Source organism: Pseudomonas sp. IT-P4 (genome assembly GCF_949767755.1).
In the GTDB taxonomy this organism is placed as follows: Bacteria; Pseudomonadota; Gammaproteobacteria; order Pseudomonadales; family Pseudomonadaceae; genus Aquipseudomonas; species Aquipseudomonas monachiensis.
This window is the reverse complement of sequence record NZ_CATKPX010000014.1, coordinates 20,195-39,663: the sequence shown is the minus strand read 5'-3', so window position 1 is coordinate 39,663 and position 19,469 is coordinate 20,195. Positions and strand designations below refer to the sequence as shown.

Annotated in this window: 19 protein-coding genes; 9 read left to right on the top strand and 10 right to left on the bottom strand. The window is 62.2% G+C overall.

Going from position 1 to position 19,469, the window contains the following annotated elements:
- Positions 1-148 precede the first annotated feature (148 nt).
- From ACM6IT_RS01095 to ACM6IT_RS01060, 8 genes are all read left to right on the top strand, one after another.
- A complete protein-coding gene (locus tag ACM6IT_RS01095) occupies positions 149-2,419 on the top strand; it encodes a TonB-dependent receptor (RefSeq protein ID WP_414917295.1) in 2,271 nt (756 codons plus the stop codon).
- A gap of 329 nt (positions 2,420-2,748) precedes the next feature.
- Entirely contained in the window at positions 2,749-5,211 is a 2,463-nt protein-coding gene (locus ACM6IT_RS01090) for a TonB-dependent receptor plug domain-containing protein (RefSeq protein WP_414917294.1), read from the top strand.
- A 237-nt stretch (positions 5,212-5,448) separates the two neighbouring features.
- Positions 5,449-6,210, top strand: coding sequence for an ABC transporter permease (locus ACM6IT_RS01085; RefSeq protein WP_414917293.1), 762 nt, complete (start codon positions 5,449-5,451; stop codon positions 6,208-6,210).
- A 9-nt stretch (positions 6,211-6,219) separates the two neighbouring features.
- Positions 6,220-6,981, top strand: a complete 762-nt coding sequence (locus tag ACM6IT_RS01080; RefSeq protein ID WP_414917292.1) for an ABC transporter permease — start codon at positions 6,220-6,222, stop codon at positions 6,979-6,981.
- An 11-nt stretch (positions 6,982-6,992) separates the two neighbouring features.
- Positions 6,993-7,787 (top strand): ABC transporter ATP-binding protein, encoded by a 795-nt coding sequence (locus ACM6IT_RS01075; RefSeq protein ID WP_414917291.1) that lies wholly within the window; start codon positions 6,993-6,995, stop codon positions 7,785-7,787.
- Positions 7,788-7,844: 57 nt separating this feature from the next.
- Entirely contained in the window at positions 7,845-8,657 is an 813-nt protein-coding gene (locus ACM6IT_RS01070) for an energy transducer TonB (RefSeq protein ID WP_414917290.1), read from the top strand.
- Between the two features lie 84 nt (positions 8,658-8,741).
- Positions 8,742-9,464, top strand: coding sequence for a MotA/TolQ/ExbB proton channel family protein (locus ACM6IT_RS01065; RefSeq protein ID WP_414917289.1), 723 nt, complete (start codon positions 8,742-8,744; stop codon positions 9,462-9,464).
- Between the two features lies 1 nt (position 9,465).
- Positions 9,466-9,867, top strand: a complete 402-nt coding sequence (locus ACM6IT_RS01060; protein WP_414917288.1) for an ExbD/TolR family protein — start codon at positions 9,466-9,468, stop codon at positions 9,865-9,867.
- 96 nt (positions 9,868-9,963) lie between these two features.
- On the opposite strand, the gene hpaC is transcribed toward ACM6IT_RS01060, so the two are convergent.
- Positions 9,964-10,476 (bottom strand): 4-hydroxyphenylacetate 3-monooxygenase, reductase component, encoded by a 513-nt coding sequence (gene hpaC, locus ACM6IT_RS01055; protein ID WP_008002569.1) that lies wholly within the window; start codon positions 10,474-10,476, stop codon positions 9,964-9,966.
- Positions 10,477-10,735: 259 nt separating this feature from the next.
- Here hpaC and ACM6IT_RS01050 point away from each other — a divergent pair, with 259 nt between their 5' ends.
- Positions 10,736-11,365 carry a response regulator transcription factor gene (locus ACM6IT_RS01050; protein WP_008046301.1) on the top strand — a complete coding sequence of 210 codons (630 nt, stop codon included), beginning with the start codon at positions 10,736-10,738 and terminating at the stop codon, positions 11,363-11,365.
- Positions 11,366-11,539: 174 nt separating this feature from the next.
- Here ACM6IT_RS01050 and feaR read toward each other — a convergent pair whose 3' ends face one another.
- From feaR to ACM6IT_RS01005, 9 genes are all read right to left on the bottom strand, one after another.
- Entirely contained in the window at positions 11,540-12,460 is a 921-nt protein-coding gene (feaR, locus tag ACM6IT_RS01045; protein ID WP_414917287.1) for a transcriptional regulator FeaR, read from the bottom strand.
- 152 nt (positions 12,461-12,612) lie between these two features.
- Positions 12,613-13,563 carry a PDR/VanB family oxidoreductase gene (locus ACM6IT_RS01040; protein ID WP_056723078.1) on the bottom strand — a complete coding sequence of 317 codons (951 nt, stop codon included), beginning with the start codon at positions 13,561-13,563 and terminating at the stop codon, positions 12,613-12,615.
- A gap of 156 nt (positions 13,564-13,719) precedes the next feature.
- A complete protein-coding gene (locus tag ACM6IT_RS01035; RefSeq protein ID WP_056723080.1) occupies positions 13,720-14,460 on the bottom strand; it encodes an SDR family NAD(P)-dependent oxidoreductase in 741 nt (246 codons plus the stop codon).
- Between the two features lie 10 nt (positions 14,461-14,470).
- Complete coding sequence (locus ACM6IT_RS01030) at positions 14,471-14,971, bottom strand: aromatic-ring-hydroxylating dioxygenase subunit beta (protein WP_056723082.1); 501 nt, start codon at positions 14,969-14,971, stop codon at positions 14,471-14,473.
- Entirely contained in the window at positions 14,968-16,251 is a 1,284-nt protein-coding gene (locus ACM6IT_RS01025; RefSeq protein ID WP_056723085.1) for an aromatic ring-hydroxylating oxygenase subunit alpha, read from the bottom strand. Before ACM6IT_RS01025 ends, ACM6IT_RS01030 begins: the two co-directional genes overlap by 4 nt.
- Before the next feature lie 23 nt (positions 16,252-16,274).
- The gene (locus ACM6IT_RS01020) at positions 16,275-17,423 is read right to left on the bottom strand and encodes an amidase (protein WP_414917286.1); all 1,149 of its coding nucleotides are present in this window, start codon (positions 17,421-17,423) and stop codon (positions 16,275-16,277) included.
- Positions 17,420-17,890, bottom strand: a complete 471-nt coding sequence (locus ACM6IT_RS01015; RefSeq protein WP_414917285.1) for a nuclear transport factor 2 family protein — start codon at positions 17,888-17,890, stop codon at positions 17,420-17,422. Before ACM6IT_RS01015 ends, ACM6IT_RS01020 begins: the two co-directional genes overlap by 4 nt.
- A gap of 3 nt (positions 17,891-17,893) precedes the next feature.
- Positions 17,894-18,265 (bottom strand): hypothetical protein, encoded by a 372-nt coding sequence (locus ACM6IT_RS01010; protein ID WP_056723091.1) that lies wholly within the window; start codon positions 18,263-18,265, stop codon positions 17,894-17,896.
- A 31-nt stretch (positions 18,266-18,296) separates the two neighbouring features.
- On the bottom strand, positions 18,297-19,460 hold the full coding sequence (locus ACM6IT_RS01005; RefSeq protein ID WP_056723093.1) for an acyl-CoA dehydrogenase family protein: 1,164 nt from the start codon (positions 19,458-19,460) through the stop codon (positions 18,297-18,299).
- Positions 19,461-19,469: the final 9 nt, after the last annotated feature.

Sequence of the window (19,469 nt, the reverse complement as noted above, 5' to 3'; positions counted from 1 at the left end):
AGTCTTAAAAAATCGGCTGAACGCACAACTTACTCGCAAAATAATTCCTTTAATTTCAACGCATTAACAAAACTAACCGCACAAAAAAAGCACTTGGCACGATCTCTGCTCAACCCCCACTAGTGAAACTTTCCTGGGGGAGACTTAAATGCACAAACTTAATCCAATCACCAAAAGTATCTGGCTAACCTTGTTACTCGCCGGGGGTGGCGTGAGCGAGGGTTTGCTGGCAGCAGAAACCACAGAAACCGACAGCAGCAAATCGGCTGCGGAGCCTTCGCTGAAAACCGTGACCGTCACCGCGCAACACCGGGAGGAAACCCTGCAAGAGATTCCGGTGGCGGTATCGGCGATACAGGGCACCAGCCTGGTGGCCGATGGCGTGCGCAACATGGGCGACATCACCACATTCGTTCCCAACACTTCAGCGAAAAACCCGGACGGCGATGGCCGCCCACGCTGGTACATCCGTGGTCTCGGTACCGGTGATACCGGCGCAGCCACCGTTTTCCCGGTGGGCATCTATGCCGATGACGTCTACCTCAATGCACCGGTTGCCGGTGGCGGGCCGCTGTTCGACCTCGAGCGCATCGAAATCCTGCGCGGGCCGCAAGGTACGCTGTACGGCAAGAACACCACCGCAGGCGCCGTGAACGTCATCTCGAAAAAACCGACCTTCGACACCGACGGCTTCGGCACGATCGGGTTTGGCACCAAGAACGAACGCATCCTCAGCGGCGCTCTGGGGGGAGCGCTGGTGGATGAAAAGCTCGCGGCACGGGTCTCGCTGTACTCCGAGGAGCGTGACGGTTTCCAGGAAAACCTGGTCGATGACAACACCTATGGCGATGTGAACAAGAAAGCCGTCCGCCTGCAGTTTCTTGCTCAGGTCAATGACGATCTCGAGGCATTGCTCAAGGTTCACAGCCGTGAATTCAAAGGCGACGGCAGCAACGGCTCGCTCGCGGTCGGGCGTTATTACAACGTCGGTTACGAAAGACCTCGCGGGCGCGATATCGCCATCAATGTCAATGAAGACTCCAAGCTCAATCACGACGGCACGTCGCTGACCCTGAACTGGCACCTGGGTGACTACACCCTGACCTCCATCAGCGCCTATGACTACATACGCAACCAGGCGACCAGCGACGCCGACTACACGCCTTATGAAGTCAACGGTGCAGCGATTTCCGACAACAAATACGCGCAATACTCCCAGGAGCTGCGCCTGGCATCGCCGCAGCAGGAAACCCTGCGCTGGCTGCTGGGCGCGCATTACTTCCACGAAGACCTCGACAGCTCTGCCCAACGCATTGTCACACCCGGCCCGACGCCTAACGGTTCCGGCTCCAACCAGATTGGCGGCGTCACCGACTTTCGTGATCTGAGCTATGACCACAAGACCGACAGCTACGCGCTGTTCGGCAACCTGACCTACGACTTCACCGAAGATTTCAGCGTGACCGGCGGCCTGCGCTGGACCCAGGAAAAGAAAGACATCGACCTCGACCTGACGCAACTGACCCGCATCACGGCCAACGGCCCGCTGGTGCCGCTGCGTGGCGTCGGCACCAACGGCAATCGCCAGGAAGACAAGACCTGGGACGCCTGGACCTATGACCTGACGCCGGAATACCGGATCAACGATAACGTGCGGGTGTTCTTCCGTTACGCCCATGGTTTCCGTTCCGGCGGTTTCAACACCGGTCTGTCCACCAGCCTGTCGCAGCTGACCACGGTCGATCCGGAACAACTCGACGCCTACGAGATCGGCCTCAAATCCGAGTGGTTCGATCATCGCCTGACCGCCAACGCCAACATCTTCTACTACGACTATTCGGATATTCAGGTGAACCTGCTGACGGTCAACAACGGCGTGCTGACCACCGCATTGACCAACGGCGCCAAGGGTACGGTCAAGGGCGCCGAGCTGGAACTCGAAGCCCAGCCGACCGACTTCCTGCACCTGCGTGCCGCGGTATCGTTCCTCGACACCGAATACACCGACTTCAAGAACACCAACCCCAACACCGGGGTGGTCACGGGTGACTACAGCGGCAACAGCTTCGTGCGCTCACCGCGCAACGTAGTGGCGCTCGGTGGCGATTACACCTTTCCACTGGAAGTCGGTGGCAAGTTGGTGGCCGGTGGCGATGTGAGTTTCCGCGACAAGGAATACTTCCTCGCCGACCGCCAGAGCAGCGCCGACAAGACCCTCAGCCAGGCGCACTACACCCTGGCCAATACGCGCCTGACCTGGTTCAGCCCGGATGAAAAACTCAGCGTGACCGGGTTCGTCAACAACGTCACCGACCGCCGCTACCAGGTACACGGTCGTCCGAACGGCACCCTGGGCCAATACGTGATCACCTACGGAGACCCGCGCACCGTCGGCCTGAGCGTGACCAGTCGCTTCTGACCTGGAACCTCCCCCTGTAGGAGCCGGCTTGCCGGCGATGAGGCCCGCAAGCCTTGTATCGCACTTGAGGCCGTCATCGCCAGCAAGCCGGCTCCTACAGAGGACATCGATATCCGGGCCACCGATATCCATGCAGAACCCACCGATATCCGGGCCACCGGCATCCACCCATAAAAACATCGATTTCCGGACCTCCGGCATCCACACATCCACTGTAGGAGCCGGCTTGCCGGCGATGGGGCCCGCAAGCCTTGCATCGCACTTGAGGCCGCCATCGCCGGCAAGCCGGCTCCTACAGGGGTCTTCATTTGTCTGGAAGGAATTTATCCATGTTCCATCACACCCCGTTGGCCGGCGCTGTCGCGCTGGTCATTGGCAGCCTTGCCATGCCTGTCGTGGCTGCCGAAACCCAACCCGCAGCCAGCAGCGATCACCTCGACACCGTGGTGGTACTCGGTACGCGGCGCAGCGATGTGACCGCGCTGGAAAGCGCCGCGCCGATTGACGTTCTGTCTGCCGAACAGTTGCAACAGACAGGTGCCAGCGACCTGTCCGGCGCCCTCACCGCCCTGTCACCGTCGTTCACCTATCCGCAGTCGCCCCAGGGCGCCTTTGCCGGCTCCATCGCCCAGGGCGCGTCGTTGCGCGGCCTGGCATCCGACCAAGTGCTGGTGCTGGTCAACGGCAAGCGCCGCCATACCAGCGCCAACGTCACCCGCCAAAGCCTGGTCAACGGCCGTGGCGCGGCAGCGGTCGATTTGAGCCTGATTCCCCTGAGTTCGATCCAGCGCGTGGAAATCCTGCGCGATGGCGCAGCAGCCCAATACGGCTCGGACGCCATCGCCGGGGTGATCAACATCGTGCTCAAGGAGAAAGACGACGGCGGCGACCTCGGTTATCGCTTTGGCGGCTACGACAAGGGCGATGGCATCCAGCGCAAATTCAGCGGCTGGAAAGGCATCGCCCTGCCCAACGACGGCTTCCTGACCCTGAGCTTCGATGCCGGCAGCCAGGACCCGGCCAGCGACACCAACCCCGACAACCGGATTTTTTACCCCGGTTCCACCAGCATCAACACGCCCCGCGAGCAGAACAACCGCTACCGCACCTGGCGCTGGGGTTCGGGCAATGTGTCGGACCAGTACAACTTCGCCCTGAACAGTGAAGTCGGCATCGGCGAAGGCCTGACCGCCTACGGCTTTGCCACCTATTCCCACAAGAATACCGACGCCGAAGGCTTCTTCGATCCGCCCACGACCTTGCGCAACAACTACAGCAGCACCGCGCTGCAACGCTTCCCGGATGGACGCCTGCCCATCACCCGCTACTCGCTGGAAGACTATGCGCTGACCGCTGGCCTGCGTTACGAAGACGAGCAACTGGGCAAGTTCGACCTTGCCGCGAACCATGGCGACAACACCCTGAAGTCCACCGACCGCAATGCGATCAACCCCAGCTGGGGCGCCGACAGCCCGGAAAAGATCTACACCGGCGAACGTGAGGCCGATCAGACCAACCTGACCCTGGACTGGGTGCGAGACTTCCCGACCGACCTGTTGTTCAAACCGTTGACACTTTCCGCCGGCCTGGCCTGGCGCCAGGAGAACTACGAACTGAGCGCCGGCGAAGCGGCGGGATGGCAGAACGGCCCGCTGTTCAATACGGTCGACCCGCTGACCCGCCGGCGCATTCCCGGGTACTACTCGGGCATCACCCAGGTCGACGCCGCCTCCCTGGAACGAAACGTACTGGGTGCCTATGTCGACGTCGAAGGCCAGATCAGCGAAAAATTCCAGGCGGGCGTCGCGGTGCGCACCGAGCACTACTCGGACTTCGGTGACACCACCAACGGCAAACTGTCCCTGCGTTATGACTTCACCCCGCAGATCGCCGCACGCGCCACCGCCAGCACCGGCTATCGCGCGCCATCCCTGGTGCAGAGCGGCTTGTCTTCGTTCAGCGTGCAGGTGGTGGAGCAGCCACCGGGCAGTGGCAACTTTGTCGAAGTGCAGCAGCGCACATTGCGCGCCGACAGTCCGGAAGCAGCACTGTTGGGCGGGACATCGCTCAAGCCGGAAGAGTCCACCAGCTACTCCCTGGGCCTGGTCTGGCGTCCGTTGGCCAATGCGTCGGTGACGCTGGACGCCTACCGCATCGATATCGACAACCGCATCACCCTCTCCGACCAGTTGCCCGCGTCGGTCGTTTCGCCGATCTTTGCCGGAACGCCTTATGCCAATATCCAGAGTGCGGCCTTCTACACCAACGTGGCCGACACCCGCACCGACGGTGTCGAGCTGGCCGGCAACTATCAGCTGGACTTGCAGCAATGGGGACGCCTGAACCTGAATGCCGGCGTGAGCCAGAACAACACCAAAATCACCGCCCTGCGCGACGTCGGCAACATCAAGGGTTCGCAGATTGTCGGCCGCACCACCCAAGGCCTGATCGAGGACGGCACTCCCGACTCCAAGCTGATCCTCAGTGCCAACTGGCTGTATGACGGTTGGGGCGTCACCGTGGCCCAGCGCCGCTATGGCGAATGGAAAAGCCTTAACTCCACCAATCCGACCCTGGACCAGACCTACAGCCCGCAATGGGTGACCGACCTGGATCTGTCATACACCTTCGACAAGGCGCTGAAGGTGTCGGTGGGGGCAATCAATTTGTTCGACACGCATCCGGACAAGGCTGACGGAGCGCAGTTGTACGGCGTGCCGAAGTACTCGATCACCAGCCCCGAAGGCGCCCAGGGCGCGTTCTACTACACCAGCGTCAGTTACGACTTCTGAGTGGACTGCTGCCGGGGTGTTGCCCTGGCAGCAGCGGGTGCTGGTCAAGCACCAATTCCCCGGACATCGAGCCCTGTAGGAGCTGGCTTGCCAGCGATGCGGTCAGCACGATCTACGTCGCCTGCACCGTCGCCATCGCCGGCAAGCCGGCTCCTACGGATTTAACCCGCCCGATCCCGCCGCACTGGCACAGCTCTTGCGATACCCCTTCGGTACTTCGCCGAATTAAGAACTGCCATGCGTACTCAACGTCTGTTGTCCTCCCTGACCTGGCTCATCTCCCCTGTCGCGTTGTTGTTGCTGTGGGCGGTGGTCGCCGAGGCCGGGATTTTTCCGCGCAACCTGCTGGTCCCTCCCGCTCAGGTGTGGCAGACCTTCGAACTATTGTCCGCCAGCGGTGAACTCCTCGAACACCTGCTCAACAGTCTTTCGCGCCTGGGGCTGGGGTTCGGCATCGGTTCACTGTGCGGCCTGGCGTTCGGCGTGCTCATGGCTTTGTCGAAAAATGTCGAGATCTACTGCTCGCCGCTGTTCCACACCCTGCGCCAGATTCCCAGCATCGCGTTGATCCCGATGTTCGTGCTGCTGTTCGGTATCGATGAAACCTTCAAGATCATCATCGTTGCCAAGACCGCGTTCTTCCCGGTCGCGCTGGCCGCCAGCGAAGGCGTCAAGGCCATTCCGCGCAGCTACTTCGAGGTGGCTGACGTTTACCGCCTGCGCTGGCCGACACTGGTCCGCGAGATCGCCCTGCCCGCCGCCGCGCCGCCCATCATCACCGGTTTTCGTATCAGCCTGACCCGCGCCTGGGTGGTGCTGGTGGCCACTGAGTTGCTCGCCGCCGACAGTGGCCTGGGGCAGATGATCGAGATGAGCCGGCAAATGCTGCGCATCGATGTGGTGATGGTGGGGATTGTGGTGACCGGATTGATCGGTTTCACCCTGGATTTCAGCTTTCGCCAACTGGAACAGCGGCTGTTCCGCTGGCAGACCCGCTAGGAGCCTTCGATGTCTGGACTCATTGCCAAATCCCGTGGCCTGTTGCTGCCGCTGCTGTTGATCGGCGGCTGGGAATACCTGTCACGCCAGGACGCGGCGGGGGCTTACGCCTTTGTCCCGCTGTCGACCATCGGCGCCGCCTTGCTCGAGCTGCTGGCCAATGGCGAACTGCTGGTGAACCTGTTGGCCAGCCTGGCGCGTACCAGCACCGGGCTGGCGCTGGGTATTTTCTTCGGTGTTCTGTTGGGCGTGTTGATGGCGCTGTCGGGACTTGCCAACCGCCTGATCGGGCCGCTGTTTCATTCGATCCGCCAGGTACCCATGCTCGGCTGGATTCCGCTGATCGCCATGTGGTTCGGCAACGGCGAGTTCTCCAAGGTGCTGATCGTGAGCCTCGCGGCTTTCTACCCCATGGTGCTCAACACCTACCAAGGCTTCAGCCATGTCGAGCAGCGCTATCGCGAGGTCGGCCAGGTGCTGGTACTGACCCGCTGGCAACGGTTTCGTCATGTGCTGTTGCCCGCGGCGCTGCCGAGCATCGCCACCGGTGTGCTGCATGCGCTTGCATTTGCCTGGGTCACGGCGGTGGGCAGCGAGTTGTTCCTGTCTTCGGGAGCCGGTCTGGGCAACCTGATGATGAACGCCGAAGCCGGCTCACGCATGGAAGTCATCGTCCTCAGTGTGCTGTGCATCGGTCTGAGCGGTTACCTGATGACCCTGCTATTCACCCTTCTAAGCCGCCATTTGCTGCGCTGGCGCAACATTCGTTGAAAGGCCACTCCATGAACGCAATCGCCCAACATGTCCTGCCCCATAGCACCCCGTTACAGTCCGGCGCCCTGCAAATTCGCGGCCTGAGCAAGGCCTATCGGATCGAAGGCCAGCCTTTGCCGGTGCTGCGCAGCATCAACCTCGACGTTCGCCCCGGCGAGTTCGTCAGCATCGTGGGTGCCAGCGGCTGCGGCAAATCCACGCTGCTGCGGCTGATCGTCGGGCTGGAGGCCGACTACGAAGGTGACATTCTGCTCGATGGCAAACGGATCGTGGCCACCAGCCTGGAACGCGGGATCGTGTTTCAGGATCACCGTTTGTTTCCGTGGATGACCCTGAGCCAGAACATTGCCCTGGCCTTGAAAAACCACCCACTGTCCCGGACCGAAAAAGACCGCTTGGTCGCCGAACACATTGCCCTGGTCAACCTCGACGGCTTCGAGAATGCCTACCCGCACCAGTTGTCTGGCGGCATGGCGCAACGAGCCGCCATTGCCCGGGCGCTGATCAACAAACCGAAAGTGCTGTTGCTCGATGAACCCCTCGGCGCACTCGACGCCTTGACCCGGGTACGGCTGCAACACGAGTTGCAGCGTATCTGGGTGCAACAACGCTGCACCGTGATCATGGTCACCCACGACATCGAGGAAGCCCTTTACCTGGGTGACCGGGTGATCGTCATGGACGCCCATCCGGGACGGATCAAGCACGAAATCAAGGTCGACCTGCCCCATCCCCGGGACCGGGCGTCAAGCGTATTGCAAGGCTACAAGGAACAACTGCTGGAGGAACTGGTGGGGCATTGAAGCCCGGACCGGTCCGTCCAAGCGTGGAAAAAACACAGGATTCACAGGAGTAAACAAATGGGCAATGTCCAAAGCCCCGCCAGTCTGCCGCAGGTGTTCCAGAGCCCGGGCCTGGGTGAGCTGCTCAACCTTGGCCGGGTGTTTCGCGAGCCCTTGGCACTGTCTCGCCTGCAACGTACACCGCAACGGCTGTTGAATCGTCGCGAGGTGGTCTTGCTCGCCGTGTTGGCGCTGGTCCTGCATGGCGCAGTGATCGTCTGGGTCAACCAGATACCAGCGCCGGAACTGCCAGTGGTGCCCCCGGAAATTCCGCCGATGACCATTGAGTTCTCGCAACCGGCGCCACCCGTTGTCGAACCACCTCCGCCCGAGCCGATTGCCCAACCCGTGGTGGAGCCGCCGCCACCGGTGGAAGATGAATTGGCCGTCAAGCCGCCTCCGCCCAAGCCGATACCCAAGCCCAAGCCTGTGGTCAAGCCAGTGCCTAAACCGGTGGCCAAACCCGTGACAGCGCAACCTGCCCCGCCCGTAACATCACAACCGGTGGCCGCGGCGCCAGCACCTGCGGCACCGCCTGCCCCTCAGCCGGTGACTCCGGCGTCGGCGACTGCCGGTTACCTGCACAACCCGGCGCCGGAGTACCCGTCCCAGGCCATGCGCCGGGGCTGGCAAGGCACGGTGCTGTTGCGCGTGCATGTGTTGGCCAGCGGCAAGCCCGGCGAAATCCAGATTCAAAAAAGCAGTGGCCGCGAATCGCTGGACGACGCCGCACTGGCCGCCGTCAAACGCTGGAGCTTCGTTCCGGCCAAGCAAGGCGACACCGCGCTGGACGGCTGGGTCAGCGTGCCCATCGACTTCAAGATCAAGTAACTCAAACCTATCGAAACCCCGCGGGCTACCTGACAAAAGGCGCATCGCTACAACCGATCCAATGCCTTGCTGGAGCACCCGACCATGAATCTACTCACCTCCCCCTTCGAATCCATCGAACACGCCGTCATCTGGCTGTTGATCGTCTTCTCCGTCGCGACCTGGGGCCTGGCCTTGCTCAAGGGACTGCAGTTCACCCGGCTGAAGGCGCAGGACCGCAAATTCCACCGGCAGTTCTGGGCCGCTTCGAGCCTTGAATCGGCCGCCGATTTTTCCAACAACCTGCCTGGCGCTGCGGCCCGCGTTGCGCTTGCCGGTTACAACGCGATCCAGATCAGTGACAGCCAGAACGCCGACCTCAGCCAGTCGATCAATCATCAGGACCGCCTTGAGCGCGCCCTGCGCCAGCAGATCGTGCGTGAACGGCGCTCCCTGGAAACCGGCTTGGCAATCCTCGCCAGTATCGGCAGCACCTCGCCCTTCATCGGCCTGTTCGGCACCGTCTGGGGGATCATGTCTGCGTTGAAAGGGATCAGTGCGGCGGGTTCGGCGAGCCTGGAAACCGTGGCGGGCCCCATCGGCGCCGCACTGGTCGCCACGGGCGTCGGCATTGCCGTCGCCGTGCCGGCGGTGCTGGTCTACAACTATTTCCTGCGTCGCCTGAAGCTGACGGCGGCAGACCTGGATGACTTTGCGCACGACTTCTACAACCTGGCGCAGAAGCATGCGTTCCGCGTACTGCTGACCCCTGTTGCGGGCAAATCCGGCGCCAGCACCTCCGGGCAGAAAATCAAGGAGGCGTCCTGACATGGCCTTTTCGACTCAAGACAGCGATGAAGTACTCAGTGAGATCAACGTCACGCCCCTGGTGGACGTGATGCTAGTGCTGTTGGTGGTGTTCATCGTCACCGCGCCGCTGCTGACCAATGCCATCCCGATCAACTTGCCGAAGACCGAAGCCGTGGCGCCCGTGGAGCAGAAAGACCCATTGGTGGTGAGCATCGACGGCGCCGGCAAACTGTTTATCAACAAGGATGAAATCCAACCGGATCTGCTGGAGTTCAACCTTAAGGCGGCGAAGGCCAAGGATCCGGAAGTGCGCGTGCAATTGCAGGCCGATGACGGCGTGAATTACGGCGAGGTGGCTCGCGCCATGGCCTCGATCGAGCGGGCGGGGATCAGCAAACTGTCGGTGATCACTGCGAAATAACCCGCACGCGGTCACTGTAGGAGCCCGGCTTGCCGGCGATAGCGGTCTTCAGGGCCACATCGCTGGAAAGCCAGCGCCTACAGGTATGGGTGGCGTTCAGCAATGCGCCCCGGCATGCTCGAGGCGATGAAACAGGCGGTTGAAATACACCAGGCTGTCACGCGGTTCGCGCACGCCGACCTTCGTCAGCTCGACGAACATCACCGAGTGCGATCCCACTTCCTTGCACTCGCTGATCCGTCCTTCCAGCTGCACCAGGGCATCGCGCAGCACCGGCACGTCGGCGGCGCCGTCGTCCCACAGGTCCCAGGCGAAGCGTTCGGCCATCGGCACCTGGGTCATGCCGGCGAAGTGCCGGGCCAGCTCTTCCTGCTCGCCGCACAGCACGTTGACGCACAGGTGGCCGTTGGTGCGGAACACATCGTGGGTGGCGCTGTTGCGGTTGACGCACACCAGCACCGTGGGCGGCGAGTCGGTGACCGAGCACACGGCGCTGGCGGTGATGCCGCAACGGCCGCCAGGGCCGTTGGTGGTGATGATGTTCACCGCAGCAGGCAGCTGCGCCATGGCGTTGCGAAAGTCGATTTGCTGCTGGCTCAGGTCGGCCATGTCGATGCCCCTTCCTTCAGGAGGGCCGCTGTCTTGCGGCCCGTAGGTGATGGAACAAGACTAAGGCTGCGGGCGCGGCGCAACCATTCTGACGATCCCCATGGCAGGGTTGGGTTTCCGCTAGTCGACTAGGTGGTTTCTTTATCGCAAGGGCCGGCCACAGTGGGTATTCTGCATACTGGTTCCAGAAAGATGAGCCAATGCGTGCCGCACGCTCCCGTGCGAAAACAATAATTAGAAAACTTTCGTGGCAGCCCCGATGGAAATCCGTAAACCGATTGTTTATATCGTTGACGACGACAAGGACCTGCGAACCTCACTGGCCTGGTTGCTGGAGTCGGTGAGTGTGCAGGCGCAGTGCTTTGCCGGCGCCGAAGAGTTCCTCAGCCAATACGACCCCAAGCAGCCCGCCTGCCTGGTGCTCGACGTGCGCATGCCGGAAACCAGCGGTTTCCAGCTGCAGGAAATCCTCAACCAGCGCGGCAGCACCCTGCCGACCATTTTCGTCTCGGCCCATGGCGACATTCCGATGTCGGTCACGGCGATGAAGAACGGCGCGCTGGATTTCGTCGAAAAGCCCTACAACCCGCAGCAGATGATCGACCGCATCCAGGCCGCGCTGAAGACCGCCGTGCACGCCCAGGCCGATCAGCAGCAGCGTCAGAACCTGCAAGGCAAGTTGGCACTGTTGACCAGCCGTGAGCGGGAAGTGTTGATGCTGGTGATCGATGGCAAGGCGAGCAAGGTGATCGCCCGGGAGCTGAACATCAGCGTGAAGACCGTTGATGTGCACCGTACCAAGATCAAGGAAAAGATGGGCGTGAGCAGCATCGCCATGCTGGTGCGCGAGGTGCTGCATTTGCCGGTGGATGAGCCGGCGCGGCACTGAGGGACCTGCGGCGGTCATGAGGCCGCCATCGCGAGCAGGCTCGCTCCTACAGTGGTTTTGTGTTCGCTGAAGATCCCTGTAGGAGCTGCCGAAGGCTGCGATCTTTTGATTTTGCTTTAACAACAAGATCAAAAGATCGCAGCCTTCGGCAGCTCCTACGGGGGATGTGCGGATTCAGATCTGGCTATACCGCTTGCGATAAGCCCCTGGTGACACGCCAAAGCGCGATTTGAAGGCCGACGAGAAGTAGCTCGAATCCGAAAACCCCCACGCATAACACAACGCCGAAAGCTTCTGCTCGACATCGGCGCGGCGCAGGTTTTCGGCGCAGAAGTCCAGGCGGCGGTGCTTGATGTATTGCGCCACCACCAGGCCGCGCTTGGAGAACATCCGGTACAGGCCGCGCACGGAAATCCCGACTTCACGGGCAATCAGCTCGGGGCACAGTTCTTCGTCGCTCAGGTGCGCGTCGATGAAGGCGATGATCTTGCGAAATTGCCGCTCATGGGAGTCCGCACCGCAGTCGCGGGCGCTGATGCCCGGCAGCAACAGGCTGGCCAGGGCATCGAGCACGGCTTCGCTTTCCTGCATCTCCAGCCCGTCCTGCTGGCGGGTGTCCAGCACCAGCTTGCTGGCCATCGCCGCCAGGGGGCTGCCGGCCGCGATGCGCGTGGCGCAGTTGACGGCATTGAAGTGCGAACCGCGCTCGACCACCTGGCGCGGCAAAATCAGCGACAGCTGTCGGCAATCGTCGTTGTAGATCATGTCGCTCGGACGGCTGGCGTCGATCAGGGCGATGTCGCCACAGCCCAGTTGCGCGCGGTTGTCGCCCTGCTCCAGTTGCGAGCTGCCACGCAGCTGGAACACCGCGTAGTAGTGGCCGTCGCGGCTGGTGCTGACGTCCTTGCTGGTGCGGTACAAATGCACGTGCGCCATGTCGACCACACTCAGGTTGATCGCGCCGCTGCGAAATTCCGTCAGTTCGCCATAGAAATCGGAGTCCAGCGCCCGGGCATCGAAACGCCCACAGGCCTGGTTCACCTGGCTCAACCAACTTTCGAACGCCTCGTTGCGCACCGTCGATGCTGTAATCATGTCCGCAAAGCCTCACGTTTTTGTTGTTATTTTTCGACCGCTTCATCGAGCGGTTCGTCAAAACGGTTGTTTCTGTAGCCATCTCCTCCTTCGACGGCCGCCGGGCGCCCATTCAACAGACTCCGGCCCAAGCTTTCCAGTGAACTTTCGGTTTAAAGGTCCAGTACCAGACGAGCGGAAAGTGCCCGTGATACACAGGCACAAATCTGCTTGTTGGAGGCCTTTTCCTTGTTCGACAGGCAGTTGTCGCGGTGCTCCGGCAAGCCGTCCAGCACCTCGACGATGCAGGTGCCGCAGATGCCTTCGCGGCACTCGGTGTCGATGTCGCAACCATGGGCCTGCAACACGTCGACCAGGCTGGCATTGGCCGGCACTTGCAGCACCACGCCGGAACTGGCCAGTTCCACTTCGAAGGTGCCCGCCGGGGCGCTGTTGGCGGCCGGGTCTGCGGCGAAGTGTTCCAGGTGAATGGCATCGTCCGAGCGACTGCGGGACGCCACTTCCACCACTTTGTTCATGAAAGGCGCCGGGCCGCAGGTGTAGACGTGGGCCGCAGCATTGGCGCGGTTCAGGCATTCGCTCAATGCGCCGTCCAGATCCGCAGGTTCAACGCCGTAGTGGAACTCCACGTTATCAGCAAAATTGGTCGCCAACAGCTCGGTAAACGCCGCGTACTGCGCCGAGCGGGCAAAATAATGCAGGCGATACGGCTGGCCGCTTTCCGCCAGTTTGTAGGCCATGCTCAGCAGCGGCGTGACGCCGATACCGGCGGCGAACAGCACGTGTTCGCTGGCCGTTTCATCGAGGCGAAACAGGTTGCGCGGCGCACCCATTTCCAGCTCCATGCCCTCTTCCACTTGCTCGTGCAGCGCCAGTGAACCGCCGCGCGACTGCGCTTCTTTCTTCACCGCCACCAGATACGCACGGCGATCCTGTGGCGGGCTGCACAGCGAATACTGGCGGGTCACCCCGGTCGGCCCGGTCAGGTCGACGTGGGCACCCGGTTCATAGGTGTCGAGCGGCTGGCCGTCACTGCGCACGAGGCGAAAGGAACGGATATCCAGCGCTTCGTCGACGATCCTTTCGATCTTCACCTTCATCATTGCATCACCTGAATACTGTTGTTTGTGTTAAACACGCTTGCTACCCCTGTAGGAGCTGCCGAAGGCTGCGATCTTTTAGAAGCAAGATCAAAAGATCGCAGCCTTCGGCAGCTCCTACGGGTTCATTTGTCCGGCCAAGAAATCCATGGCCAGCGCTCAGCGCATGAACAAGCCGCCGTTGACGTCCAGGCACGCGCCAGTCACGGAGGTCGCGTTATCGGCGATCAGCAGTAACACGCTGTCGGCGATGAACTCGGGATTACCGAGGGTGCCGGCCGGGATCATTTTCAGGATCTGTTCCAGTCGCTCCGGGGCCACGGTCTCGCGCACCACGGGCAAGTCCAGCGGGCCTGGCGAGATGCTGTTGACCGTCACGCCCTGGGGCGCCAGCTCGCGGGCGAAGACCTTGGTCAGGGTCGCCACGCCGCCCTTGGCCGCCGCGTAATGCGCGCCGGTGGCGGTGCCGCCGTTCTGTCCGGCCAGGGACGCGATGTTGACGATGCGCCCGAAGCCGCGCTCGGCGAAGTGCGCGCCGAACACCTGGCAGGCAACAAAGGTGCCGCGCAGGTTGATCGCCATCGACTCGTCGAACTCTTCCGGCGTGATGTCCATCAGCGCCGCGACTTTCGACACGCCGGCGTTGTTCACCAGAATGTCGGTGCCGCCCCACTGCTCAGTGAGCAGGTCGCGAGCACGCTGGAAGTCGGCTTTGCTGCGCACATCCAGCTCGATTGCCACGGCAGTAACGCCGCTGCCATCCAGCTCGGCAGCCAGTTGCTGCACGCCATCAAGACGCACATCGGCCAGGCCGACGCGATAACCCGCCGCGTGCAGACGGCGGGCGATGCACTCGCCCAGTCCGCGCGAGGCACCCGTTACAAGGGCTACTCGACTCATGATATTGCCCTCACAAAAGGAAGCCGAGCGCGCTCAGGCTGTCGGTGGAGTTGATCAGGCGCACCACTTTGCGCTCCAGGGTCGGCACGCCGTCGGTGAAGCGGATACGGTGGTTCAGGTCGGCCACGAACGGCGTGTGCACGCCGCGCTTGTAGGCGTACAGCAACTGCGCCGAATTGACTTCGACGATGTCGCCGGCCGCTTCCACCAGGCGGAAACGCGAGATGGTGCGGATGGTTTTCGCCGCGTCCACCGCCGACGGCGAGTAGCCGGCGGTCAGGCGTTCGATGCGCAGGTCACGCATGCGCGCATCGTCGTAGGCGTAGTTCAGGGTCGCTTCGAAGTCTTCGGTGTCCGGGTCGATCGGCACGATGTACTTACCGCTTTCGCTCCACAAGGTCGCCCACTCGGCGTAGTTCTTGTGGTCGAGCAGTTCGGCTTCGCGCCAGATGAATTCGATGGCCTGGGCCAACGGGCCGGAAAAACCGTTCAGGGTGTCTTGATTGCTCATTGGCTCATCATCCTTTTCCACATGTCGTAGGCACCGCGCATGCCGCCTTCGTCGGTGGCGTGGCTGACCTTGTCGCCGTTTTCAGCGGTGATTTCGCGGTTCAGGCCGCGGTTGACCAGGATTGGCGCATCGACGCCGGCATACGAGCCGCGCTGCACGCGGTCCCAGGCTTCGGCATCGTCAGGGCTGCCGAAACCGAACGGGCCCTGGAAGTGTTCGTGGATGCGCATGCGTTCGCGGTTGGCGATTTCCGGGCCGCCGTCCATGCCAAGGGCCACGTGACGGATCTCGGTTTCGCTGACCGACACCGGGCGCAGTACGCGGAAGAACGACATCGACATCGCCACGTTGGGGAACAGGTTCAGGTTGAAACCGGCGCCGTGCAGCGAGCGCACGATGCGACGCACCTGATCGGCCGGCAGGGTTTTCGACAGTTCTTCTGTGACGTGAGCGAAGCGTTCCTGCAACTGTTCGGTGCCGTCGTCATGATCGAGATCGACGTGCTCCGGCACCATGACCATCACGCTGTGGCCGTTGCCCAGCGAATGGGTCACGGCTTGTTCGTCGGTCATGAACGAGAGCATTTCCGAGGTTTCTTCATCGACCGACGACATGAACGACTTGTGCACGATCGGGAAATGGTAACCGTCGGTGGTGTTTTCCAGCTGGATCTTCCAGTTGCCCTTGAAGCTGAACTTGTGTTCGCCCTGAGTCTTTATCGGGTAACCGGCGCCCTGTTTCATGAACAGGTCCATCCAGTGTTTCGCGCCGCCAAGGAAGTCTTCCAGCGGTTCGATCTCGTCGTTGTAGCTGGCGAAGACCATGCCGGCGTAGCTTTCGACGCGCAGGCTGGTCAGCGGCAATTCGGATTTCTCCAGGATGCCTTCGTAGCCATCCGGATACGGCAGCGCACGCAACTTGCCGTCCAGGCCGTAGGACCAGCTGTGGTACGGGCAGGTGAAACCGGTGGCGTTGCCCTTGTGCTTCTCGCACACGGTGGCGCCACGGTGGCGGCAACGGTTTTCCAGCACGTTGATGTTGTTCTTCTTGTCGCGCACGACAATCACCGGGCGACGGCCGATGGTGGCGGTCTTGAAGTCGCCGCTGTTGCGCACTTCGCTTTCGTGGGCAACCCACACCCAGGTGCGGTAGAAAATCTTGTCCAGCTCGGCTTCGAACAGCGCCGGGTCGTTGTACAGCGAGACGTCGACGCGGTCGTGCCGGACCAGGTCTTCCGGGCTTTTCGACGATGCGATCAGCTGATATTCATGAGTGCTCATGCGGTTCTCCTCATGGCTTCTTTTTATGATTTTGATTTAGAGCCAGGCCGCTCACCGGCCATGCTCTGTTGCAGTTGCGCACCAAAGGCGCAGACCAGTTCGTCCTGACCCTTGCGACCGACGATTTGCAGGCCGACCTTCAGCCCGCCGCAGTCGAGCTCCACCGGCACCGTCAGGGCCGGGTGGCCGCTGAGGTTGAAAGGCCGAACCAGCGGGGTCATGCCGGCCACGGCTTTGCTGCTGGCGCGGGCTTCGCTGAGGGTCGGCGGCAGGCTCGGCATTGTCGGCAGCAGCAATACGGCAAAGTCTTCCAGCGCCGCGTCCACTTGTTGGGTGAACGCTGTGCGCACGGCTTCGGCCTCAGCCAGTTCCTGGCGCGTGGTGCGGCTGGCCGCCAGCAAACGTGTTTCCACATCGGCGCCGATCAGGCCCTTGCCGGTCAGGTGACCGAACGCCGCCCAGTTTTCGAAATTGATCACGGTCAGGCCGGCGGCGAACGCCGCTTCGAATTCACTCAGGTGCAGGTTGCTGCGACGCCATCCGGCGCGGTCGGCGGCGGCTCCGAGACTTGCTTGCAGATGCGCATCGCAGGCCACCTCGAGAAAGCCGACCCTGGCGCCGTCACCTGGCAACCCTTGAGCGGTAAAGCCCGGGCAGATCACCTGCATCGCAGCGATTAGGTCCTCCATGCTTTTGGCGAACGGCCCGACGCAATCGAGGCTCGATTCCAGCGGATGGGCGCCGACACGGCTGACACGGCCATAAGTCGGCTTGAGCCCGGCAATCCCGCAGCAGGCTGCCGGCACACGCACCGAACCACCGGTATCAGTGCCGATGGCGATGTCCGCCAGGCCTGCCGCGACCGCCGAAGCCGAACCGCTGGACGAGCCGCCAGGAACGCGATCCGGCGCTTGCGGATTGATCGGTGTGCCAGTCCAGTCGTTGATGCCGGTCACGCCGAACGCCAGTTCATGCAAGTTGGTCTTGCCGACGATCTGCCAGCCAGCGTCGAGGATCGCATCGACCACTTCGGCGTTTTTCGTCGCCGCCGGTGCATCGGCGAAGGCGCGGCTGCCCGAGCGGGTCGGATGGCCGGCGATGTCGATGGAATCCTTGATGGCGACGCGCTTGCCGTTGCCACCGAGGAGGAATTCGCTGATGAAAGTACTCATGCATTCAGCTCCGTGTTGAACAGCCGTTGCGTACGGAAATGCGCGATCAGCCAGACGCCGTCGACACAACGAAAATCGATGTTCAGGCGCGTGCCGAACAACTCGTTGCGGCCATCGGCGTACGTCGAGATCTGCTGCATGATCCACTGCCCCAGCGCCGCCTTGCCGTCGACCACGATCGACTCGCTGGTGAGGTAATGCAGGTTCAGCTTGAAGTGGTCGGACGGCGGCAGATAACCGCCGACAAACGCCGCCACCGCTTCACGCCCCTGGTGCTGACCGAAGGTCTGTGCGGTCTGGGTGCCGAGGCCTTCCCAGATCGCATCCTCGGTGAACAGTTGCGCCAACTGACTCAGATGAATCGCCGCCCGCGGCACGTCGCACAGGTCCATGTAGCGCGCCATCAGGCGACGCACTGCGCTTTCCCCTTCGAGCGTCGCCAGACGCTGCAGCAAGGCCTCGTTCATGGCTTACACCTTGGCCGCATCAGGAATGGTCAGCGGGCGACCGATGCGCGCTTCGATCCTGGCGTAGCGCCACAGGCTGTACTGGCCGACCGGCGTGGTGCGGAACAGGTTGCAGGCGTCGATTACCGACTGGTGGCAGTCGACGTCGGCCATGATGTACACGGTCCAGGGCGAGGTGGTGGATGGGCCGACCATCAGGCGGTCGTCATCCATCGCGCCGAGCACGGTGATGCCGGGCATGGCGCCGAGGTCACCCATCATCTGGCTGAAGCCTTTCCACACGCTCAGGCCTTCGCCGGTGGGCAGGTCGAAAAAATTCTGGGTGATGCCGATGCAGAAGACGACGCGCAATGGTTCTTGGGTGGTTTGCGACATGGGTGCGATTCCTTGAAAAAGTAATGGGGATTCAGATGTAGCCCGGGAACGGCGGCACGCCGAGGAACACCGAGCCGGCGCCGTCGTACAGGCCTTCGCTGAGGAAGGCGTGCTGGGTCACCACCATCGAGTCGCGCAGGTAGCGTTGCAGCGGATGGCGCAGGTAAATGGCGGTGGTGCCGGCCAGGCTGTAGGCGCTCTGCACCACCTCGGCACCGGCCTGGGACACGTGAATCGCCGACAGGCGCAACAGGCTGGTCTGCTCCGGGGTGACCGGGTTGCCGGCCAGGATCGAGTTCCACACCTGTTCGGTGGCGTTGTAGAAGAAACCGCGGGCGGCGCTGAGCTTGGCTTCAGCCTTGGCGATCTCGATGCGCACGTAGGCGCGGTCGGACAATTTCGGCGCGCCGGTGATGCCGCTGCCGCCAGCCATACGGCTGATTTCGTCCAGCGCTGCACGGGCCAGGCCGAGGTTGACCACCGCCAGCACTTGCGCGGCATAGGCGATCGACGGGTAGCGGAACAGCGGTTCGTCGATGGTCGCGGCTCCGCCACGGATGAACGTCCAGCGCTCATCAACGCGTTTATCGCTCACTCGCAGGTCATGGCTGCCGGTGCCCTTGAGGCCGACCACTTCCCAGTTCTCGACGATGTCGACCTGCTCCGGACGGAACACAGCGGTGCGCGGCTTGCCGCCGGCAGCGCCGATGCCAACGCCCAACAGGTCTGCGCCTTTACAGCCGCTGGCGAATTTCCAGGTGCCGTTGACCTGATACCCGCCTTCCACGGTCTCGGCCGGTTGCAAGGGGAACAGGCCGCCGGCGAATACCAGGTCAGGGCTTTCGGCGTAGAGCTCAGCCAGGGTTTCCCGTGGCAAGGCTGCCAGGTAGACACCGGCGCTGCCGAAGCTGGCCACCCAGCCCGCCGAGCCGTCGGCTTCGGAGATGCGCTCGATCATTTCCAGGAACAGCACCGGTGCCAGGGCGTCACCACCGAAGCATTTCGGCGTGGCGGCGCGAAAAATGCCCACCTGCTTGAAGCGCTCGATCATGTCCCGAGGCACGTGGGAGCCGGCGTCGAATTCTTCGCGACGCTGGCGAACCTCATCCAGCACTTGCTGGAATAGCTGACTCTCGACCATTGGCACGACCGGGGCGGACACAGGGTCTTGTTGCGCGACAGCTGAACGCAGCATGGGCTAGTT